The 24,169-nt window shown below is 49.5% G+C and carries 4 protein-coding genes (1 of these 4 running past the window's edge); 1 reads left to right on the top strand and 3 read right to left on the bottom strand.

Features of this window, described 5'->3' with window-relative positions:
- Positions 1-11 precede the first annotated feature (11 nt).
- From MJX74_RS12980 to MJX74_RS12970, 3 genes are read right to left on the bottom strand one after another with little or no spacing between them, the layout of a single operon-like run.
- The gene (locus MJX74_RS12980) at positions 12-6,323 is read right to left on the bottom strand and encodes a non-ribosomal peptide synthetase (RefSeq protein WP_240223253.1); all 6,312 of its coding nucleotides are present in this window, start codon (positions 6,321-6,323) and stop codon (positions 12-14) included.
- Positions 6,324-6,326: 3 nt separating this feature from the next.
- On the bottom strand, positions 6,327-12,809 hold the full coding sequence (locus MJX74_RS12975; protein WP_240223252.1) for a non-ribosomal peptide synthetase: 6,483 nt from the start codon (positions 12,807-12,809) through the stop codon (positions 6,327-6,329).
- 34 nt (positions 12,810-12,843) lie between these two features.
- Positions 12,844-16,224 (bottom strand): non-ribosomal peptide synthetase, encoded by a 3,381-nt coding sequence (locus MJX74_RS12970; RefSeq protein ID WP_240223251.1) that lies wholly within the window; start codon positions 16,222-16,224, stop codon positions 12,844-12,846.
- Positions 16,225-16,543: 319 nt separating this feature from the next.
- On the opposite strand from MJX74_RS12970, the gene MJX74_RS12965 reads away from it, so the two are divergent.
- Positions 16,544-24,169: the start of a non-ribosomal peptide synthase/polyketide synthase gene (locus MJX74_RS12965; protein WP_240223250.1), read on the top strand. It continues 22,407 nt past the right edge of the window; only the first 7,626 of its 30,033 coding nucleotides appear in the window; its start codon is at positions 16,544-16,546; its stop codon lies off the right edge, out of view.

Here is a 24,169-nt window from a genome sequence, read left to right as displayed (position 1 = left end):
TATTGTTATATTTATCCGGTTATCTCAGCCATCATGGCTAACAGTTCATCTTCATCTACCGTTTGTAACTGCAGCTCGTCCAGCCGGTTTGCTAATTGGTCCAACCGCTGATGGGCAAATAAATCACCGAGCGCCAGCGGCAGATGCTCGCCGAACTGACGACGGATTAACGCCAGCTGTTTCATCGCCAGCACTGAGTTGCCGCCCAGACGGAAAAAGTTACTGTTACGGCTGGTCACATCAATACCCAGCAGTTTTTGCCACAACGTTGCTAATTGTTGTTCAGTGCTTGTTACCAGAGCTTGTTGCGGCAGTTGTTCAGTAAGTTCGCGCTGGCGCAGTTGCTTCTTGTCAACCTTGCCGCTTGGGGTTGTAGGCAGGGTGTCCAACTGCTGCCATAATGTGGGCACCATATAAGAAGGTAACCAACTGGAGGCGTATGCTGCCAAACTACTGGTATCTAATTGTCGTGGCGCGGTAAAAAACGCCACCAGTAATGGCTCGCCATTACTGGCCTGGCTCAGCACCACAGCGCAGGCGGTAACGTCGGCATAACGTTCAGCGACAGCTTCTATTTCTGTCAGCTCAATACGATAACCATGCAGTTTGACTTGCTCATCAAGCCGTTGCAGATACAGCAAGCGGCCATCTGCCAATTGTTTTACTAAATCGCCGGTACGATATAGACGTTCCTGTTTACCGTTGTGCCACTGTTTGGTAATAAAACGTTCAGCAGTCAGTTCGGCTTTGCCCCGATAGCCCAGTGCCAGGTTGTCACCGGCAATATATAACTCGCCTTTGCTGCCAATTGTGGCCAGTTCGGCATCGGCATTCATGACATACAGCCGGTTGTTGCTGATTGCCAGACCGGTACTGATTAAATTCAGGTTATCCGCGGTTATTTGCTGACATGATACCCATACCGTGGCTTCGGTTGGGCCATACATATTCCACAACTGCCGGCCTTTACCCAGCAGCCGTTGTGCCAGTACTTTTGGCAGTGCTTCACCGCCTGTCAGCATGGTTAAGTTAGCTTGTCCGGTCCAGCCTGATTCCAGCAACAAGCGCCAGCCAGCTGGCGTTGCCTGCATAATACTGATCTGATGTTGATGTAACTGGCGGGAAATACTATGCCCGTCGCGGTTTTGCTGATGTGGCAATAACACCAGGCAGGCGCCATGTAGCAAGGGTAGAAACAGTTCTAATACTGAAATATCAAATGAGACTGGCGTCACTGCCAGTAATTTATCGGTGGCAGTGATACCGGGTTCGGTTGCCATGGCCTGCAGGAAGTTCAGCATGCTGTGCTGGCCTATCTCCACCCCTTTAGGCCGACCCGTACTACCTGATGTATAGATACAGTATGCCAGTTGTTGTGGTTGACCGGATAACTCGGGTAGTGGTTCTGCTGACATCTGCTGCAGCTGTGGTAGCAGCCAGACTGGTGCGTCTTGTAACGCCAGTACGCTTTGCAATTCATCGCTACTGATAATGGCGCGCACTGCAGCGTCAGTGACAATATACTGCAGGCGGTCTTTAGGATACTCAGGATCCAGTGGCAGGTAAGCCGCCTGGCAGCGGAAAATAGCCAGTAGCGTGATGATCAACTGACTGTCTCTGGGTAAACAAACGCCGATCAAATCGCCAGGGCGGATACCCGCCTGATAAAGCTGAGCTGCTAAGGTGTCAACTTCAACCTGCAGTTGCCGGTAGCTCAGCTGACGATCAGCACTTATCAGTGCCTGGTTATCGGCGAAGCGTGACGCGGTATCTGCAAACCAACAGCTCAGGTTGTCAAATGCGGGCACACTATTGCAGCTGGTTTCAGGTAACTGCGCCATAAACGCCGCTTGTTGCTCTTGCTCCAGCGTCGCCAGTGGCCTGGCCGTATTTTCAGCAAACTGGCAAAATAACTGTTGTAGCCGCGTTACCATCAGCTCAACTGAGGCAGGCAAAAATAAATCTTCGCTGTACTCAATAAAGCCACTTAAGTTATCGCCTTGTAAGGTCAGACTGAAACTTAAATCAAAGCGGGCGCTGTGGTTATCACTATCAGGCATAGCCAGCGACAGCTGTTCTGTAATGGCCTGTTCACTATTGCTGGCAGCAGTACTGTGGTTGAAGTTAAACAGTACCTGAAATAACGGATTATGGCTGGTGCTGCGCGTAATATTCAGCCGTTGCAGCAGTTGCGGTAACTGCAACTGTTGATGCTCGAAGCCTGATAAAATTTGCTGCTTTGCCTGCGCAATCAATTGGCTGCAGGTCATGTCCGGTTGCCATTGCAGTCGGATAGGTAAGGTGTTCAGCAGCAGCCCCATCAGTTCACTGTATTGCGTGTTGTCGCGTCCGGATACCGGGATACCAATAACAAAATCGTCCTGGCGGGAAAACTCATGTAATAGCTGAGCACAAATGGCGAAGCTGAGCATGTACAGCGATGCACCACGTTGTTCGGCTTGTTGTTTTAAGGCGTTGACGCAATCTGCAGTAAGCTGAAAACGGCAGCGGCCACCGCGGAAGCTCGGCTGCGACGGACGAGGAAAGTCTGTAGCTAGTTCCAGCAGTTGAGGTACATCTTTTAACTGTTGCTGCCAGTAAGCCAGTTGCTGTTGTTGCCATTGTTGATAATCAGCATGCTGTTGCCACAATGCCAGGTCTGCCATTTGCAATTGGGGTTGTGCTGCTTGCCAGGGCTGTTGCTGCAGCAACTGCCGATAGCCGTAAGCAAGCTGACGCAACAGTAACTGGAAGCTGCTGCCATCGGCATTAATATGGTGCATCACTACGCCCAGCGCATGACGCTGTGGTGCCAGCTTATACAACACAAACCGGTATGCTGGCGTGGTTGTCAGATCAAAGGGCACGTTGGCATCAGCGGCAAAGCACTGTGGCAGGGTATTGGCTGCAGTGCAGAGATCACGCTCGCTAAACTGTAGTTCAGTATTGCGATGCAGACGCTGAAACACCGTGCCGTTATCTTCAACATAAGTGGTGTGAAATGCGCCCTGTTGCTGCGCTATTTGCTGCAACACATGGCGCAAACTGACCGTATCTAATTCGCCGTTCAGTAGCAGCAGCATCGGCATGTTGTAGGCTGCACCACTGCTGTCTAACTGATGCAACACCCACATTTGTTGCTGGCTTGCTGTCAGCGGAAACAGGTTTTGCTCTGGCTGGCGTAACAATGGGATAGCAGGTTGCACACCGGTTTGCTGACGTACCAACTGCGCCAGCGCCCGGATAGTAGGCTGCTGAAAAAACTGCCGCAGGCTGATAGTACTGTGCAGGCTGTCTTTAATCCGCGCTAACATAGACAGCGCCAACAGTGAATGACCTCCGGCACTAAAAAAGTTTTGTGTCATCTGCAGCGGCTTGTCGGGTAAAAGCTGTTGCCAAATTTCCAGCAAAGCAAGTTCTATAACATCGTCGCTAGTTTGCTCTGCAGCTGAACTGAAGGTTGTATCCGGACGTGGCAGTTTGGTCTGATCAACTTTGCCTCTGTTGTTAAGAGGTAAGGCATCCAGCAAGATTAAATGCTGTGGCAGCATATATTCGGCTAACTGCGACTGCAAATACTGGCGCAGCCCAGTCAGTTGCAGAGTATTGTCGGCAGCCACCAGATAAGCGACTAGCTGTTGTGGCTCGACGACCGTGACATAGCACTGAGCGACAGCACCGTATTGCAGTATTTGCTGGCGAATACCTTCAAGCTCAATACGATAGCCACGTAGCTTAATTTGTTGATCGTTACGACCGGCAAAGCAGATGTTACCGTCGCCTCTGAAGTAGACACGATCGCCAGTGGCATACAGTCGCTCACCGCTTGATGGATGATAAATAAATTTGCTGGCGCTAAGTTCAGGCTGATTGTGATAGCCCAGTGCCAGATTATCACCGGCAATATATAGTTGGCCGGTAACATCAACGGGAACAGGCATCAAATCTGCATCCAGCACGTAAAGCCGGTTCGGTAATATTGCTTTGCCTATCGGTACTTCAGGCAGCGACTGATCCTGCGGTGTTACCCGGTGTAAGCTACAGCTGATGGTGGCTTCACTGGGGCCATAGGCATTAAACAATACGACCTGAGGTGGTGGTGTTAAGCTGAACCAACTTTTTACGGCTGTACCGGTTAATTGTTCTGTGCCGATAACAATTTGACGGATGCAGCCTGGCAGCGGCTGCTGTGCCTGCAGCAAGCTGCTAATCCAACTTTGCCAGTAGGCAGTCGATAGACTCAGATGTTCAATCTGGTACTGGGTAACCAACTGTCGCAGCTCGTCGAAGGTTAGCGTCTGTTGCTGAGCGGGCAACAGCAGGTGGCAACCGGCAATTAATGGCGGGAAAATTTCTTCCAGTGCCAAATCAAAAGATAATGCAGAGCTTTGTAAACTGGTGCGACACTGGCTGAGCTGATAATGTTGCGCCATGCTGCTGGCGTGGTTGCTCAGTGCTTGCCGGCTAACAACTACGCCCTTAGGTGTGCCGGTAGTGCCTGAGGTATACACCAGATAAGCCGGTTGGGTGGACTGGATTTCTACTGCAGCTGATTGTTGCAGTAGCTCAGGCGTTAATGTTATCTCAATAGCGCCAACGTCTGGCTGGTCAGTCATAGTCAGACATGCCTGACTATCCTGATATAAAAACTGCTTACGATCGACGTTGATATCATGGTCGATAATCACAAAACAGCCGCCAGCTGCCAGCACTGACAGCATGGCAACAATGGCGGTTAATCTGTGCTCGCAACTAATAGCTACCACCTGACCGGGTTCCATGCCATGTTGCTGCAATAGGGCATTATAGTGCTTTACCAGCTGCCACAGCTGACTGTAGTTCAATTGCTGAGCGGCATTGGTTTGTGTTAGCGCGCTTTGTTGCGGTATCCGATTAACCGTCTTTAGCAGCGCCGACAAAATATCTTGTTCTGCCGAACCAGCGATTGGCGCATGGCCTAGCAGCTGTTGTTGTTGAGCCAAAGTTGTTAGTGCAATTTGTGCCAATGGGCGTTCTGGTTGCTGAATAACCTGTTGCACCAATTCGACATAAAATTCGGCATAACGACTGATATCACCTTCGTTGAATGAGGCTTTGTTATATTCAAAATAGGCATGGAAACCACTGTGCTGATATGTCAGCTCCAGCGTCAGATCCAGCTTGGCATAGTGTCGTTGTATCGCACAGCTTTGCCAGTTGTTGTCGGGTGCCGCTATGGCATCTTGCAGTGCGTTATACGAAAACATCACCTGAAACAGAGGATTACGATTAATATCGCGCTCTGGTTGTAACAAGTCCAGGATCTGTGAGTAACCCAGTTGCTGATGTGCCAGGCATTGATAAAACTGCTGTCGTAACTGCTGCACGTACTGCCCGGCGGCGGTCTTGCTGTCTATAGCGGCTGGCAGCAATAACGTATTCGCCACCGCGGCAACAAAATGCTTTAGCTGCGGTTGATCCCGATTTAACACCGGAGTGGCAACAATGAAATTGCGTTGGTCGCTGAGCTTATGTAACAAAATATTAAACACAGCCAGTAGCAGGTTAAAAGGGGTGATGTGTTGTTGCTGGCAAAACTGGCTGATTTGCGCAGAGACATCAGCCGGTAAACTGAAATAATAATAATCGCCGTCGTTGCTCAGAGCTGCAGTTTTACGGCTCAACTGTAATTGCGGTTCGCAATCTTGCAGCGTGTTTTGCCAGAACTGTTGTAACTGTACAAGCTCTGCCAGTTGCTGTTGCTGTAGGTACTGCTGCATATCTATAGCCGGCAGCGCTAATGCTGGTACAGCGTGTCCCAGTAACTGACGGTAAAGCGTGTGTAACTCTGCCAGGATCAGGTTTAACGCATAACCATCGGCAACAATGTGATGAATGCACAGTGTTAACAGAAACTGCTGTTGTGACATCTGGTACAGCGTGCAGCGAAATGGCAATTCTGCTGATAAAGTAAAACCTCGTTGTGCATCGGCGCTGGCCAGCGCTTTGGCTTCGGCTAAAGTTGTCACGTCAGTCACTGCGATCAGTGGTGTTGTCGCAGGCACGGTGTGTTGCCTTGGGCCATTACGGGTGTTGATAAAGCGGCTGCACATCGTTGGGTGGCGCTGCGTCACAGTGTAAAGCGCCTGCTGCAAAGCCGCTTGGTCCAGCGGCTCAGTAATCAGCAGCGCTTTAAAAATATTGTTCAGGCCGCTGCTGTGCTCTAGTTGCTCAATAAACCAGAATCGTTGCTGAGCCGCTGACAATGGCAGCAATGCTCCCAGCTGTTGTTTGGCCTGGGCCAGCTTTTGCAGTTTCTCTGCACGGGTCATTGTCGCCGTCATGATTCAGTCCTGCTCTGCCAGCACGGCGAGCATAGCGTCAAGCTCTTCGTCAGATAAGTTATCTAACTCCTCAGCGTTCGAGCTTGTCGTCGGCAATGGGCTAATTAGTTCAGTGGTTGCTAAGGGCTGTTGTTCTATTAACACCGCCAAGGCTGCGATAGTGGGGCGATGGAAGAAATCGAGTAAACTCAGACGCACACCAAATTGCTGATGAATGTCAGCGATAACCTTCACTGCAACCAGAGAATGGCCACCTAAACTGAAGAAGTTCTGCTGTACGGTGATATTAGTTTTGCCCAGCACCTGACTCCAGATCTGCTGCAGACGGATCTCGGTATCTGTCACGGGCAACTGTGCCTCACTAACCGGCAGCTCGGTGGTGCGCTGGTTCAGCAAGGCTGTTTTATCGACTTTCCCCACAGCTGTTAAGGGGAGCTGTGGTAGCAAGCTGATACTGGCGGGTTGCTGGAAAGGCTGTAAGGTCTGCTGACAATAGCGCATTAGTTCTGCAGTGCTGATATTGCCGTCAGTACTGACAAAAGCAAACAGGGTCTTACCCAGTTGCGGATCATCATCAACAACGACGGCAGCCTGCTGAACTTGCGGATGCTGACGCAGGATCTCTTCTATTTCCAGTATTTCAACCCGAAAGCCGCGAATTTTAATCTGGCTGTCACGTCTGCCGACAAAGCATAGTAAACCGTCCTGGCTGTAACGTACTAAGTCACCGGTACGATATAAGCGCTCAGTGCGTTTAAAGTCACCCTCACCCAATGTCAGTTCAATAAAACTGTCTGCCGTTGGCCCGTCAAGCCCCAGATACTCTGTCGCTAGCCCCAGACCTGCCAGATAGAGTTCGCCAGTGGCGCCATAAGGTAGTAACTGTTTTTGTTGATCCAGAATATAACCGCGGCTGTTACTGATGGCATAGCCAAGTGGCACCGAGGCTAAGTGCTGCCAATGTGACAGCGTGTGGGCGCGCATCGGGTAACAATAGGAAAACGTGGTGTTTTCGGTCGGGCCGTAGCCATTGATAAGCGTTAAGTGCGGGTAGTGCTGCAGCACAGTACATACTTTTTCCATCGATAGCACATCGCCGCCTGCTAATAGCGTATGCAGGTTATGCAATGGTCGCCCTGTAAAGTAATCAGCAAATGCATGGAATAAACCGGCTGTCAGCCAGAGGATACTGATGCGATGTTGCTCCAGAGTGTGCTCCAGCGCGTCCAGCGTTAGCTTGGTTTGGGCAGGAACAATCAGGCAGGCACCGTTTAAAAAGGCACCCCATATTTCCAGCACTGAAGCATCAAAGTAGACTGAAGAGTGTTGTAACAGGCAATCTTGTTCGGTGATTGTCAGGAACTGATTATTTTTAACCAACCGAATCACAGCCTGCTGCGGCACGCACACACCTTTCGGACGGCCGGTGGTGCCAGACGTATAAAGTACATAAGCCTGTTGCAGTGCGCGGGAATGGTCAAAGCAGGCAATTGCCTGTGCTGTTGGGGCCGGTAACGGCAGTACGCGGATACTGGCAGGGCAGTGCGCTAATAATGGTTGCTGTGCCAGAATTATCGGCTGGCTTTGCAATTGCAAGTCGTTGTACATTGCGCCAAGACGGTGCTCACCTGCCGTCAAATCCAGCGGCATGTAACTGGCGCCCAGACGTAAACACGCCAGCATAGCGGCATACAATTCCATACCGGCGGGCAAGGCCAAACCGACAATCTGCCCTTGCTCGACATTTTGCTGTTGTAAGTAAGTTGCCAGTTGCAGTGAGCGTTGCTGCAATTGCAGATACGTTATATTGCCTGCAGCAGGGCAAACTACGGCAACACGATCTGAATGCTGTAAGACTTGTTGATCAAATAATCCAGGTATTGAAGCGTCCGACAGTGGCTGGGCAGTATTATTTAGCGCAAATAACTGCTCCTGCATCGACTCAGGGCTTACGGCACTGAGCTGATTAATTGGTTGCTCCGGCTGCTTGGTCAGATTGTCCAGCAGTTGCAGATAGGTATCAATCATATCCAGAATGGTTTTACGGTTAAACAGTTCAGTGCTGTACTCCCAGGTGACTACGGCATAGGCAGGGCGGGTGCTTACTTTACCAACCCGCTGTTCTGCCTGTGGTGCAACAATGATGTTTAAATCAAGCTTGGCCGATTTATTGGTTTTTACCTGAGCCGTGACTTCCAGTCCGCCGAAGTTAAGATCAGGCACTTCTGCATCATGGAAGCTGAACATAGTTTGAAATAATGGGTTTGCATGCCCGGTGCGGCTGGGGCAGAGCTTTTTCACTAACTGCTCAAATGGCATATCCTGATGTGAGTAGCCTCCAAGGCAGGTGGTTTTAACTCTGTCGAGTAACTGCAAAAAGTTAGGGTTGCCGCTCAGATCAGTACGCAGCACTATGCTGTTAACCATCATGCCAATAATGGGTTGCAGCTCTGGCAAACTGCGTGATGCGGCGCCAGCGCCGACGCAAATATCCGTCTGCTGCGAGTAGCGGGACAACATCACGTAATAGGCAGCCAGCATCGTCATATACAAGGTGTAACCTTGTTGCTTACTGAATTGACGTAACTGGCTGTAAAGTGCGTCTGGCAGATGAAACATTTCTGAATCACCGCGGAAGCTTGGTACAGCAGGGCGGGCATAATCGTACGGGAGCGCCAATTGGGTTGGGCAATCGGCCAGCTGCGTTAACCAATACTGCTCCATCTGGTTAAAATAAGGTCCCGCTAAGACTTCCCGTTGCCACAAACAGAAATCGGCATAGTTTATGTGTAGCGCCGGTAAGGCATGGGCAGTGCCGGCCAGTTTGGCCTGATAAATACTTTGCAGTTCTTTTAAAAATAAACCCACTGACCAACCATCGTGCACCAAATGATGTTCAACCTGAATAAGTTGATAGTAGTCGGTGTCCAGTTGCAGCAATTTCCACCTAATCAGTGGCAGCTGACTGACATCAAAAGCAGTTTGGCTAAGTTCATCAAGTAAGCTTTGTGCATAGGTTTTTTTATCCTGGGCATTTAAATGCATCAAGGATTCTAGTTGTAACTCGACGTCGAAAGGCTTGCCAATCCGTTGAAAAGGGATGCCGTCTTGCTGATGGAAACTGGTGTGCCACAAATGCTGTCTGGCAACGATTTCCGTTAAGCTCTGTGCCAGAATTTCGGGCTGTAAAGGACCTTTTAACCAGAAAGTTAACTGAAAATTATAGGCTGTATTTCCTGGCTGCAGTTGTTGTAAAAACCACACCCGTTCCTGTTGGAATGACAGCGGGATATCACGCTGTGGTGGGTAGGGTTTGATTGCCGGTAGGGTAAACGCCTGCTGCTCCTGAGCTTGCTTTTGTTGTAGTAAAGCGGCCAGTTTAGCCAATTCCGGCTGCTGAAATACTTCTGTAAAACTCAGGTTCAGTTGTAGGTTTTTTCTTACTTCAGCAATCAGCTTTGTTACCAGAATGGAATGTCCGCCAAGGCGGAAGAAGTGGCTTTCTGTTGTCAGTGGCTGGTCACCCAGCAGTTTTAACCAGATTTGTGCCAGTAAATCCTGATAAGGGTCAGAGAAACAGCTAACCTGTGTCAGTTCGAACTGAGGAATGGGTAAGTGTTTGCGATCATACTTTCCTGTCAGAGTTTTCGGCAGTTGATTCAGTTGTACTGATGCTGACGGCAGCATGTAGTCGGGCAATACTGCTGCCAGAAACTGTCTGATCTGCAGATGTGATAATGGCACGGCTGCGACATAGTATGCTGCCAGCTGTCTGGTGTTGTCTTCATTGGTAAAACTTGCCACAACGCATTCACTGATGTCCGGATGAGTAGACAGCAGTTGCTCAATTTCACCCAGTTCGACCCGATAGCCGCGGATCTTCACTTGAAAATCTTTACGTCCCAGATAATACAGCTGATCGTCCTGGTAGTAACCCAAATCGCCGCTGAGGTAGGCTTTGCCCGCTTGCGGCAATTGGACGAATTTTTCTGCTGTCAACGCTATCTGATTCAGATAGCCAAGTGCCAATCCCGGACCACTTATTGCTATTTCGCCAACACAGCCAGGGCTAAGTAATTGCAAATGTTCATTGACGATATACAAGGCGCTGTTATCAATAGCACGACCGATAGGTAAGGCGGTATTTTTTATCCGGTACTGACTTAATTCGGTACGGCTGGTAATCACAGTGGTTTCAGTGGGGCCGTAAGTGTTGTGCAACGCCGGATTTAGCTGATACTGCAGACAATATTGTTGCCACTTTTTGAGGACGCCGGGCAATGCTTCTTCACCGCCGATAATAACGCTTCTGATCTGCGGGCTCAGCTTCACCTGTTCTTCTTCGAGCATGGTCACTAAATGCATCCAGTAGGCGGTAGGCAGGTTCAGTATGGAGATCTGCTGTTGCTGTAAAAATTGGTTAAAACTGGCCGCCGAGCCAAGAACGTTATCATCTCTTATCACCAGACTGGCCTGACTGAATAATGTCGGATAAATTTCTTCAATAGCCGTATCAAAGCTAACCGAGGCAAACTGCAGCGCATGATCGCCAGGCTGTAGATGGTAATACTGAGCTGCAGATAAGGCGTAGTGACATAAAGCACCGCGTGATACTGCAACACCTTTTGGCGTGCCGGTAGACCCGGATGTATAGATCACATAGGCTTCAAGTTGATTGTCAAAAATATGCTCTGAGCTGGGGGCCGCGCTTAGTGGCCCATCTAGCAGAGAATCTGTTGACCAAACCGGCACTTGATCTGCCTCGGTGCTGCTTTCACTGATAATTAATACCACAGCGGCATCTTGTAAAATAAATTGTTGCCGTTCCAGTGGCATGGCAGGATCAATGGGGACGTAGCTGGCGCCAGCTTGTAGGCAAGCCAGACTGGCAATAACAAACTCAGCTGAGCGGGTTAACCGCAACGCTACACGTTGCCCCGGGCCAATATTCTGAGCCTGTAAGTTTTTTCGCAGTGTTTCGACATGCCGGGCCAACTGCAAATAGCTAAACTGCCGTTTGCCATCGATAAGCGCCAACCGATCTGAGGCGGTTATTAATTGGTATAGCTGTGATGACAAATGTTGCTGGATTAACTCTGGCTTGCGTGGGCCTTTGGCAATCCGCTCCAGCTGTTCGCGCCGGGCGTCCGTGAGTAAATTCAGTTCCGACAGTGGTGTTTTTGCCTGTGTCATACACAGCAACATTAATTCGTGGTAATAATCCAGTAATAGCTGCACCTCAGTTTGATCATAATGCAGGTTGTCGTAGCTGGCCCAGATACTGATGGAGTCTTTGACACTGATATACAGCGTTAAAGGATAGTGGCTTTGTTCAACACCTTGCTGTTGTTGCATAACCACAGAGCGGTTGTTATCACCGGTGATTATTTTTTTCGGATAGTTCTGAAATATAAACAAGGTGGAGAACAAAGGTTCAGTAACAGCAATGTTTATACCTGCTTTGATTTGCTCAAGCGAAACAAATGCATGCTCACGCCCTTCTGCCAATTGCTGTTGCAGCTGCTGTAACCAGTGAATAAAACTTAAGCCGGGTACCGATTTAATCGCAGTTGGCACTGCATTGCTAAAGAATCCGGCAGTACGCTCGATACTGTCAATTTCTGCCGACCGGCCTGATACCACTGCGCCAATAATGCTATGTGTCTGGTTACTCGCAAGGTTGTTCAGATAGCCAAACACCCCTAGCATAAAAGCGTTTAACGTCATGCCATTTTGGCGGCAGAACAGCTGTATTTTTTGGCTATTTTCGACATTAATCTGCTGACGCAATACCGTTTGTTCATGGTTATTGCTGTTGCTTTGGACAGCTTGCTGTTTTAAATGTAATGGTGGTGTCGGATCACAGTCTTGCAACTGCTGTTGCCAGTATTGCAAAGAGGCGGCATGATCGCGTGCCAGCAGCCATTTCACGTATTCTTTGTAGTCACCGGCTGGTGGCAGAGCCAGAGGGTCTGCAGTTAATAGCTGATGTAAAATCGCTTCAACCTCATTGCTGATCAGCGCCATCGACCAGCCATCAAGTTGCAGATGAGTAAAACTGAAGACTAGCTCAGCGCTGCCATCTGGCAGTTTAAAATAATCTATTTGCAACGGTGGTTGCTGGTCGAGTTGGAGTTCATATTGCCGGGCACGCAATGACAACTCTTTGATACATTGACGGCAATCGTCGTAATTCAGATGACTAAGATCGTGCTCTTGCCAGTACAGAGGTGCATGCTTGAGAACGATCTGAAACGGCTGGGATTTGTCCTGCCAGCTGTATATTGACCGTAACACCGGGTGACGATTGACGACATGTTGCCATGCTTGTTTTAGATTGGCTAAACACAAGGTTTTATCGACAGTAAATTTCAGCTGCTCACGGTAACTCAGGTCACCTTTGTTTGCATTTAGCAAATAAAACAGCAATCCTGACTGGGTCGGTGACAAAGGATAAATAGCCGCGATGTTTTCTGTAGACTTCATGTCATTGGTCCTGGTTATTATTTTTATTCTTATATCAACGGGCTGAAAACTCTTTTAATATGGCTGTCAGGTCGTTGTTGTCGCCATCTCCCGTCAGCAACATGTCGATACCGTCGACTTGTATTTCAGTGACGTTTCCAGTCAAAGGTGTAAGGAGCTGGGGTAAGTGAGTCGTCAGATCTTCAATAGTCTGATGGCTAAATAACAGTTTGTTGTTCATGTCATAGCCTTGTTCACGCAAGAAACGCACAATTTTGACTGCGGAAATAGAATCTCCTCCGAGGGCAAAAAAATTGTCCGTAATACCAATATCGGTTTGGCCGGTAAGTTTGTGCCACAACTCAACCAACTGACATTGCAGGTCAGTTTTAGGTGCTACATGACTATGACGGTGTTGCTTCAACGCTAATGCTGCTAAGGCTTTTCGATCAATCTTCCCGCTTGGTGTCAATGGCAATTGCGGCAAAATGACCAAGCGCTCTGGCAGCATATAAGCTGGTAGTTGCTGCCTGAGCTGTAACAGTAATTGCAGTTCGTTGTCCTGAGTATCGGGCTGTTTTGAGCAGTAATAGCTAACCAGTGTGGAACCTGTGTTGTGTTTATGTAGCACTGTTGCAACTTGTTTAATATTCGACAGAGTCAGCATTACAGCGTCGATTTCTGTCAGCTCTATTCTAAAACCACGTAGTTTGATTTGCTCATCAGTACGGCCGAGGCACTGCAACTGGCCATCAGAAGTAAGGCGGCCTAAATCGCCGGTAAGATATACCCGTTTTTCACCCTCAGCCGTTTTAATACTGATAAAACGGCTTAGTGTTAATTCGGGTTGACCGTAGTAGCCTGAACTGACTCCATCTCCTGCAATCGCGATCTCGCCAGTTTGGCCAAATGCACATAGTTGGTGGTTCGGTGTGAGTACGTAGATCTCAGTATTAGCGATCGGCCGGCCAATAGTGATCTTGTTTTGTGCCGTGTTATTTACTGCAGCCATGCTAGACCATACGGTGGTTTCGGTTGGCCCATACATATTCCACAGTGCGGCTGTTTTTTGTTTCAGTTGGTTAGCCAATTGTGCTGGCAACATTTCACCCCCACTTAGCGCCTTCAAGCCAGGCTGACCTTTCCAGCCTGCATCAAGCACACTTTGCCAGCCAGCAGGTGTGGCCTGCATCAGACTGATATCTCCTTGTTCCAACCGTTGGCACAAACTAAAGCCGTCTCTTTGTTTCTGGGCTGCAATTACCAGACAAGCGCCGCTAATCAGTGGTAAAAAGAGCTCCAGAACTGAGATATCAAACGAAATCGGAGTTACTGCAAGCAGTTTATCCTGGCTGGTAATGCCGGGCTGTGTTTGCATCGACAGTAGGAAATTCACAACATTACAGTGTTGTATTGCTATGCCTTTCGGTTGACCGGTAGAGCCTGAGGTGAAAATCAGATAAGCCGTTGCTGCTGAGCCTAAATGGGTGGCTGCTGGTCTTGACGTTTGTGCACGCTGCAATAAGGTTTCAGGCGAAAAGCTATGTTTGGCGCCTAATTCTGTTGCTGATTCGATAGTGTCACTAATTAACAACGTGCAATTAGCCTGCTGATAAATATATTTTAACCGCTGCAGCGGGTACGCTGGATCAAGGGGGACATAGGCCGCTTCAAGTTTCATTAACGCCAGCATAGTACAGACCATCAGTGCAGAGCGTTCAAGCATAATGCCGACGTGATCTCCTGATTTCACTCCGTGATGAGCTAATGATATTGCTATACGCTCGCTATACAGTTCCAATTGACGATAAGTCAGGCACTGTTCTGCTTCTATGGCAATATTGTCAGGTGTCGCTTCGGCTTGTTGAGTAATAAGTTGATCTAAACGCAGACTTTTCGGATAGTCGAAAATTGTCGCGTTGTACTGCTTTAGCCGGGCAGAGTCCCGCTCAGTAACAAGGCTGATTTGAGTCAGATCAGTTGCTGGTGCCAAAATAAAAGTATGCAGAAACTGGCAGAATGCCTGAGCCAGTTGTTCGATGCTACTGGGCAGAAATAAATCTGTTTTGTAGTCAAAATTAAATGCAATATGCTGCTTGCTGACACTGGCGTGAACCGTCAGATCATACTTGGTTGTATTTCTGCTAATTGCTAGCGCGGTTACACTGTCTTGCTTGCTATCCGTATTCTGTTGCCCCTGCATATGCATCGAAAATAATATTTGAAACAAAGGGCTATACAGTGGGCTGCGTTCAGGTTTTAGCTTCTCTAACAGGGTTTCAAACGGCACAGACTGCCAGTCGAGTAAATTCAGGCTGAGCTGACGAGCTTGTTTCATCACATCTAATCCCGTCATACCGGCAGTAAACTGGCTGCGCAATACGGACAGGTTAAGGAAACAGCCAACCACCTGTTTAAACTTGTCTTGAGGCCGCAAAATACTTGGTGTGCCGAGTACTATGTCATCACTACGAGTCCAGATGCTGAGAAAAGCAGACAGTGCCCCCTGAAATAGCATAAAAGGTGTCAATTGCTGTTGTTGGCATAATGTAAAAGCAGCGACTGCTAAATCGGGCTCCAAATCGATTCTATATTGAGCTGCTGCATTACTGGTAAGTGGGCTATAGGGAAAATCCAGTGGCAGACTGTGCAGCGCAGGAGCGTCGGTAAGTAATTGCACATAGGCAGCCAGATGTTGCTTAAATGCATAGGAACGTAAATACGCCTGCTGCCAATATACATAATCAGCGTATTGCACCGGCGCTGCGCTTTGCAGTACGTTGTTTTCGGCCAATAACTCTTCAAGTAACTGGGTCACCGAACTTTCATCTACAGCAATGTGGTGAATATTAAGGTAAATAACGGCATGCTGTTGCGGCAAACGGAACAGGATAGCCCGCAGTGGCAGATCTTCGGCCAGATTGAATGTCTGTTGATTATCCAGCGCTATTCTGGCTTGAGCCTGAGCGATGGCGTTTTGGTAAGGCAGATATGTCAAATCTTCAACACTCAGCTTTAATTTATCAGGGCTATCTACTCTCTGATACAGCTGACCTTCTTTCTCTGTAAAGACACAACGCAGCACATAGTGCCGTTCGACCATTGTTTTTAGCCGTTCAGTCAAAGTTAACAGATCTACTGAACGCGGCAGCAACAGTGCGACAGGGATATGAAACTCAGTACTGCCATGTTCCAACTGATCAATGGTCCATATACGCTGCTGACTAGTTGATACTGGCAGGGGCTTGCAGTAATCCGGCATATTTGCAGCCTGCTGCTGCAGATAGTGAAGAATCGCATCCTTGTGCTCCGATAACTGATCCAAAAGCCCCCTGTTGGGTTGTGATTGGTAAGCCCGGTAACCCAATTTTCCATTTTCCAGAAACAATTCAATATCATGCTGTTCTGCTTTGCCGATCAGATGCTCAATATTCATAGTAATCACTTACTGCAGTACTTATGTACTGTGTGCTCCCTGTCTGCTGATGATTTTGTGTCAAAATAGAAACAAAAAGTGAGTTGTTGCTCTAATTTGTATTTGTTTTTATATTTTAGGTTTGAGACTTTAACTAAAATAATTACATAGTCAACAAATGTTAATCGGTACATTAAATTTAACTTTTTGTTACTGTAAGTGGTGCTTTACGGTTTTTGTGTTCTCTTGCATTTAACTTGTAGATTGAAAAAATTGCTGTATTAGCTGATGATGTGACGATAACAACAACTATAAAATAGTATTACAAAAGGATTTCTTTGTGATTAATGAAACAAAATCAGCTATTTACTCTGCATTTTTGGCATCTTCAGCTACCTTCCCGACGAGTACCGCAGTTGTATCTGAAACAGAAATGGTAAGTTACGAAGAATTAACTAAAGAGGTTGATTTTTGTGCCGTGCAACTTGCCAGATTCGGCGTCAAGCCGGGGGATGCCGTTGGCGTGCTATTGGAAAAATCGGTTCGGTACTTAACTGTTTATCTGGCGGTGTGTAAGTTAAACGCGATATTTGTTCCGTTAGATCCCCAAGCACCTACTGAGCGCACCCGCTATATGGTCGAAGATACTGGCCTGGTATTACTGGTGACCGACGCGGTGAAACAGTATGCGGAACTCTTTAGTGTCAGTTGTACTAACCTGCTTGATGATCCATATCTTTTTGATTTTAATGTAAATTATAAAAATTATGTTGTTGAAGGCTATATTATTTACACCTCAGGTAGTACAGGGCAACCAAAAGGGGTGCTGGTAACTAACCAAGCGCTGGCAGCTCACCTGAAACAAGTGTCTACCCATTTTTCGTTATCTGCCACCGATATCCTGTTGCATATTAATGCTTTTACGTTTGATGCAGCGCTGGAACTGCTGTGGCTTAGCTTGATGCATGGTTGTTGTTTACATTTGAAACAAATTAAGCAGCTCAGCATTTCTGAGTTTTATCGCTATACCCTCAAGCACCAGATCACGGCAACAGATGTACCGCCTGCTTATCTGATGCTGTTACTTGAGGGGACTACAGCTAAAACGTATTGGCATAACAGTACGCTACATACGGTGGTTGTTGGTGGCGATGTGTTACCGCGGCAGGTCATCGAGCGGTGGCAGGAATACAAGTTATTTGGTCGTTGCCGATTATTTAACGCCTATGGTCCGACAGAAACGGTGATCTCGGCCTGCTATCATCTCTTGAGTGTCGCAGATTTACAGGGAACGTCTGTGGCAATCGGCAAAGTGCTCGCCCCGCGGTTGTATAAAGTTGAGCCGGTAGAGGGGTTTGCTGCGCACGAAGGTGAATTGCATATCGGTGGTAGCTGTCTGGCCGAAGGGTATATCAACAATCTACAACAAACTGCTGAAGCTTTTTATCAGAACGAGCAGGGGCGTTGGTATCGCACCGGAGACATTGTAACCCGCGATGCGTCCGGACTGCTGCGATTTGTCTGTCGGCGTGACCAGCAGGTAAAAGTGCGTGGATTCAGGGTTGAACTCAGTGAGATTGAAAATCAGCTCAATGCACATCCTGCGGTTGCCGAGGCGGTGGTTGTTAAACTGGCTGAACAGGATAGCCTGGTCACTTTTATGCGGGCGGCTGGTAATTTGAGGCCTGAATGGTCTGAGCTTAGTGATTGGTTAACGTCGAAGTTACCCCGTTTTATGGTGCCTTCAAATGGCGGCTGGTTAGATAGCTTGCCGTTATTAAGCAGTGGTAAAGTGGATCGTCGGCAGCTGTTGGCTACTAAGCTGTCAGCGCCTGTGCAGGCTGAACAACATTTTGCAGCTACGGCTCTGGAAAGTGAGTTGGCACAGTTATGGCGGGACATACTAAACTCTGGTCCGGTCAGTGTTGTGCATAGTTTTACCGAGTTGGGTGGACATTCTATTCAGTTAACGCGGATGTTAGCGCGCTTGGCGCAACTGTATGGTGTTGAGCTGAGTTTTGCGCAGTTTGCCGAACATAGCAGTGTGCGTAAACTTGCCATCTGGTTAGCGCAGCATCAGCAAAAACGGCCAGATGTATTACAGCCTATGGCGCTACCTCAGCGGTTTGCACCATCGGCGGGTCAGCAACGGATGTGGCTGAGCAACAGTTTGTCTTCGCAACAAGAAACGAATACTGTGCAGTCGGTGATCTATTTTAGTGACTCATTGCAAGTCACGGCGTTGCAACAAGCGCTTACTAACTTAGTTCAGATACAGCCTCAATTACGCACCCGTTTTATTATGGACGCTGTAAGCAATAATTTATGGCAGGAAACGCTGCCTGCGCCAGCGGGCATACTGAGTCTGCAGGACTGGTCTACAACTGAGAGTGCCAGCGCGCAGCTAAATGATTACATACTGACAAAAAGCCGCCGGGGTTTTGATCTTGCAGCTGACATTCTGTTTGATGCCGAGCTGGTTTGTTTGCCAAAGCAGCGGGTATTGATCCTGACCTGCCATCACATTATTACTGATGGTTGGAGTATGGATTTGCTGTTGGAGCAACTGGCGGCGTTTTATAACCAGTATAGTGGTGGCGCTAAAGCTGCGTTAGACACAAGCTGGCACTACGCGAATTATGTACAGTGGCAGCATCAGTGGCTGCAGTCCGACGCGGCTGAGCGTCAGCGCAAGTTTTGGCAACAGCAATTACAAGGTGCCCCGTCACTACATAGTTTAACTACCGATTATGCCCGGCCACAGCGCCAGAGTTTTGCTGGCAGTCAGCTGCAGATAGTGTTGCCTGGCGAGGTGTCAGAGACCGTCCGGCAACTGTGTCATGAACTGCACGCCAGTTCCTTTAGCCTGCTACAAACCCTGTTTACCGTCTTGATTGCCAGATTCAGTGCCACCGATGATGTGGTACTGGGCACGCCGGTGGCAAACCGTCGTCTACCTGAGTTTGAAGGTATAGCCGGATTTTTCGTCAACAGCCTGCCTCTGCGGTTACCGTTGTCAATGCAGCAAAGCTTAGCGGATACCTTACAGCGGGCCAAACAATATATACTCGCCGTGCAGGATCATCAGGATTTACCCTTTGACGACATTGTAGATCTGATAAAGCCAGAACGCAGCTTAAGCTATCATCCGTTGTTCCAACTGATGTTTAGTTTCCGTGATGCTGGCTTTAGTGGTGAGTTGACCCTGTTCAATGGCGTGAACGCCACGCTGGCCGAAAGTGCCAGTGTAGAAGCAAAATTCGATCTGACATTGGAAGTTGTGTCTACTCCTGCAGGCTTCCAGTGCAATTGGATCTACGCAACAGCGCTTTTTGACACGGCAACCATACAGGCACTGGCTGACAGTTATTGCTATCTACTGAAAACCTTAACCGAGCAATTACACCGGCCCCTGGCAGAGTTAGCATTGACATCAAGTGAAAGCTTGGCGGAGCTGGGCCTATTAGGGCAGGTCGCCAACGGCACTGAACTGGGTCAACAGCTGGCAAGGGTTGTGGAAAAATATGCCGACAAGTTGGCATTACAATTTAACACTGAACAGCTCAGTTACCGCGAGCTGGACCAGCAGTCGTCTCAGCTGGCACATTATTTGTTAGCTCAGGGAGTGTTGCCAGAGCAAATTATCGCTGTGTGTACTGAACGATCTGCGAGCAGTCTGATTGCTATTTTAGCGGTGCTTAAAACTGGCGCTGCATACTTGCCGGTCGACCCGGCCTATCCGGATGAGCGCATCGGGCATATGCTCAGTGACAGCGGTTGTCAGTTAGTGCTGACGCAGCAAAAACTGTTGTCCAGATTACACAACCATAATGCAGTAATCGTGCTGGAGCACATTTGTTTAGCAGATTATCCGCATACCCTGCCGGATATAGTGCTGCAGCCAGAGCAACTGGCCTATGTGATCTACACCTCAGGCTCTACCGGTAAACCCAAGGGGACGTTGTTACAGCGTGGTGCTTTGCTGGAACTGGCGTTGTCGCTGCAGTCTCCGCTGCAACTGAGCCCGCTATCACGCGTGCTGCAATATGCCACTGTCAGTTTTGATGCCGCCACTTTCGAGTGGATTATGGCATTTTGCAGCGGCGCATCGCTGCATGTGTGTGACGAAACCCAGCGTTTGGATATGCTGGCGCTGGAACAAAAACTGTTGCAAGAACATATTACCCATGCGGTGTTGCCGCCTGCACTGCTGGCGCATTTAAATTGCCGTGACGACTACGCACTGCAGGCGTTGATGGTGGCGGGTGAGGCCTGCAATGAACAACAGGCGTGGCGCTGGGCTGAGCGGTATGCGTTGTTTAATGCTTATGGCCCGTCTGAATGTACTATCGCCGTAACTTTAGGACCAATTTTGCCGCAGCAGCGTATTACGTTGGGGCAAGTATTACCGACTGCCCGGCTATATGTGCTGGATGACGCCTTGCAACCTTTACCTGTAGGCGCAGTGGGCGAGCTGTATATCGGGGGGCTGGCAGTCGGCCGGGGTTACCTGAACCGGCCAGAGCTAACCGCACAGAGCTTTATAAACAGTCCATTTAATGCCAGTGAACGTTTGTATAAAACCGGCGATTTGGTGCGCCTGACGCCGCAGCTGGAACATCAGTTTATTGGCCGCAGAGATCATCAGATAAAACTACGGGGTTACCGGGTAGAGCTGGGAGAAATTGAAGCCTGTCTTAGCAGGTTGCCACAAATTCGTGAAGCGGCAGTGCTGTTGCAACAGGACAAAGCGGCACAACCGGCACTGGTTGCATATTATGTGCAACAAGACACTGGTACAGCAGACATGGCAGTAACAGCGCAGCAGCTGCGTGAGGCATTGGCAGCACAATTGCCAGCCTTTATGGTGCCAGCACACTTTATTGCAATGTCATCGTTACCCCGTAGCGTCAATGGTAAGCTTGATCGTCAAGCTTTGCCGCTACCAGACTGGCAGCTGACTGATGCGGTGTTTAAGCCAGCGACAACGGCAACTGAGTGCTGTGTGCAGAAAATCTGGGCTGAGTTTTTGCAGCTGAATATTGAGCAAACCTCCGTAGACGCTAATTTTTTCGCGTTGGGCGGGCATTCATTGCTGGCAGCCCGAGTCGTTAGCGCCATAGTGCAACAAGGCTACGGGCAGTGCAGTATTCGTCAGGTGTTTGAACACCCCACTATCAGACAGTTGTCTGCCTGGCTGGATCAGCACCGCAGCACTACTGTATTCGCTTCGCCGACGTTACTAACTGCCGCCGGTGTGGCCTCAGCCGCACAACGACAGATGTGGCTGCTATGTCAATTAGATCAACAGGCTGCAGCTTACCATATCCCGCTGACTATCGAGTTTAACGGTGAGTTAGATAGCGCCAAGCTTGACAGTGCTTTAATACAATTAATTGAGCGGCATGATATTTTACGTACTGTGTACCGGCAACAACAGGAACAATTGGCTGTGGTGACATTGCCGGTACCGACAACACTGCTGCAGTACAGCGAACCCGGCGCAGAGCAGGATGCGACGACATGGTTGGCGACAGAAGTTAACACTATGGCGCTGGCGCCTTTTGATTTGGCAGCAGATTATCCGCTTAGAGCTAAAGTCCTGCGTGTCGGCCCTCAGCGTTATCAATTGCTTTTATGTCTGCATCATATTGCGGCCGATGGCCATGCCGTCAGTTTGCTGCTTGACGAACTGGCGGCGCTGTATAATGGTGCCAGCCTTGAACCGGCGGCTATCAACTACGGCCAGTATACCGCGTGGCTGCAACAGGAAGACGTGGTCACCGTTATGCAACCGCAAGGTATATACTGGCAGCAGCAGTTGGCAGAGCTACCCGTTTTGCACCAAGTGCCCACCGATTTTATCCGGCCGGCCCAGCAGCAGTATCGTGGCGATCTGCTGCACTCGCAGCTTGGCTCCTCGTTACTGTCAGCGCTGAGCAAGCTGGCGGCAGAGCAACACACTACTTTGTATCAGCTACTGCAAAGCAGTTTTGCTATTTTGCTGGCGCGCTATAGTCAGCACAGCGATATCGTTATCGGCTCGCCGGTAGCAAACCGCGCAGAAGAGTGGCAACAAGCGCTGGTGGGTTATCTGGTTAATACGGTAGTTGTGCGTAGCCATGTTGATTTATCCCGCAGTTTTATTGAGCAATTGGCTGAGGATAAACAGCAACACGCTGCTATGCTGGCGAACCAGCAGTATCCGTTTGAACAACTGGTCGAGATGCTCAATCCAGAACGCAGTCTGAGCTACCATCCGCTGTTTCAAATCATGTTTAGTTTCCGCCAGCAAACCGGCTCTGGCCTATGCTTTAACCAGCTGGAGTGTGCTTTGCAAGACAGTCCGCCGGGCATTGCCAAATTTGATCTGACGCTGGATGCGGTGCAGCACGACGACTGGCTGCAGTTGAATTGGGAGTTTGACAGTGCGCTATTTCGCCCGGCCACTATTGCGCAGTTTAGTCAGGCATTTCATGTACTGTTGCAACAACTGGCAGAAAAACCTCAGCATACTCTGGCCTCGCTTCAGTTGGCTGACATTAGCACTCAACCCTATACAAAGCAGACCTCTGGCCGTCCTTATCACAGCCTGACATCGAGGTTATCGGCGTATGCCGCGCAGCAAGGCGACGCGCTGGCGTTGGTAAGCGGCGGGCAGCGGCTGAGCTATAAGCAACTGGTTGACGCGGTGACCAGTCGGGCACGTTACCTGGTGGAGCAGGGGGTTAAACCGGGCGATATTGTTGGCGTGTGGCAAAAACGGGATGCGGGGCTGGTGGTTAATTTGCTGGCAATCCAGCAGGCTGGCGGAGCTTACCTGCCGTTTGACGAGAGTACACCGGTTGGCCGGGTAGCGCAGATAGTGCGCCAGGCCAAGGTCGGCTTTTTACTGACCGACACCAGGGTGGAGCTTGACGGTGTGACCTTACTGGCCCTGACAGGCGAAGGTAATACCGCGGTGCATTTACCGACGCTGGTGGCAGAGCAGGCAGCGTATGTCTTGTTTACCTCAGGCTCGACGGGTGAGCCCAAAGGCGTGGTTATCAGCCAGGGTAACCTGAGTCATCTGTGTGATGGTATGGCAGAGTTACTGTCAGCGTACCCGCTGGCTGGCAGCCGGTTTGCCTGGCGTGCGCCGGTAGTGTTTGATGCGTCGGTGCAGGCACTGGCATTGCTGGGCGAGGGTATCTGCCTGCATGTGCTGACGGATGAGCAACGTAAAGACCCGCAGCAGATGTTGTCCTACTTCGCCGCCGAGCAGATAGACTGGGTGGATACCACCCCTTCGCTGAGCGAAGTGTTGCTGGAGCAATGTGCCGTGGGCCAGGCATTGCCGAATCAACTGATAGGGGGTGAAGCCATTCGCGCCGAGCTGTGGCGTAATCTGGTGGCACATAATAGCCGGCATAACCGGGTGGCGTATAACCTGTATGGCCCAACCGAATGTACGGTTAACAGCAGCGCCTGCCTGATAGCGGGCGAGCGGCCGCAGTTGGGAGGGGCGCTAAGCGGCGTCAGCTTATATGTGCTGGACGATGTACTGCAACCGGTGCCGGTGGGTGCGCGGGGCGAATTGTATATAGGTGGCGCGGGTGTAGGCCAGGGGTATCTGGATCAGCCTGAGCTTAGTGCCGCGAGTTTTATTGCCAACCCGTTTGGCGCAGGGATGTTGTATAAGAGCGGCGATATGGTGCGTTACAGCAGCATAGGGGAGTTGGAGTATTTACAGCGTCGTGATGACCAGGTCAAGGTACGAGGCTACCGGATAGAGCCGGCCGAGATTGAAGCGCAGCTGTGTAAAGCGGCGGGCGTGCAGCAGGCGCTGGTGCTGGTGCATCAGCAGGTGTTGGTGGGATATATTGTCAGCGCAGCGGCAATCGACGCCATGGCGCTGCGTACAGCGTTGCTGCAGGTGTTACCGGAATATATGGTGCCGTCGCATGTGCTGGTACTGGACAGTTTA

The organism is Rheinheimera hassiensis, from assembly GCF_022436675.1.
Taxonomy (GTDB): domain Bacteria; phylum Pseudomonadota; class Gammaproteobacteria; order Enterobacterales; family Alteromonadaceae; genus Alishewanella; species Alishewanella hassiensis.
The sequence above is the reverse complement of the archived record's forward strand: the minus strand, read 5'-3'. Positions and strand labels throughout refer to the sequence as shown.

What these genes read in the sequence shown, in the direction of transcription:
- MJX74_RS12970 (WP_240223251.1), bottom strand. Translation starts at nt 16,224, where the DNA reads ATGAATATTGAGCATCTGATCGGCAAAGCAGAACAGCATGATATTGAA.
- MJX74_RS12975 (WP_240223252.1), bottom strand. Translation starts at nt 12,809, where the DNA reads ATGAAGTCTACAGAAAACATCGCGGCTATTTATCCTTTGTCACCGACC.
- MJX74_RS12980 (WP_240223253.1), bottom strand. Translation starts at nt 6,323, where the DNA reads ATGACGGCGACAATGACCCGTGCAGAGAAACTGCAAAAGCTGGCCCAG.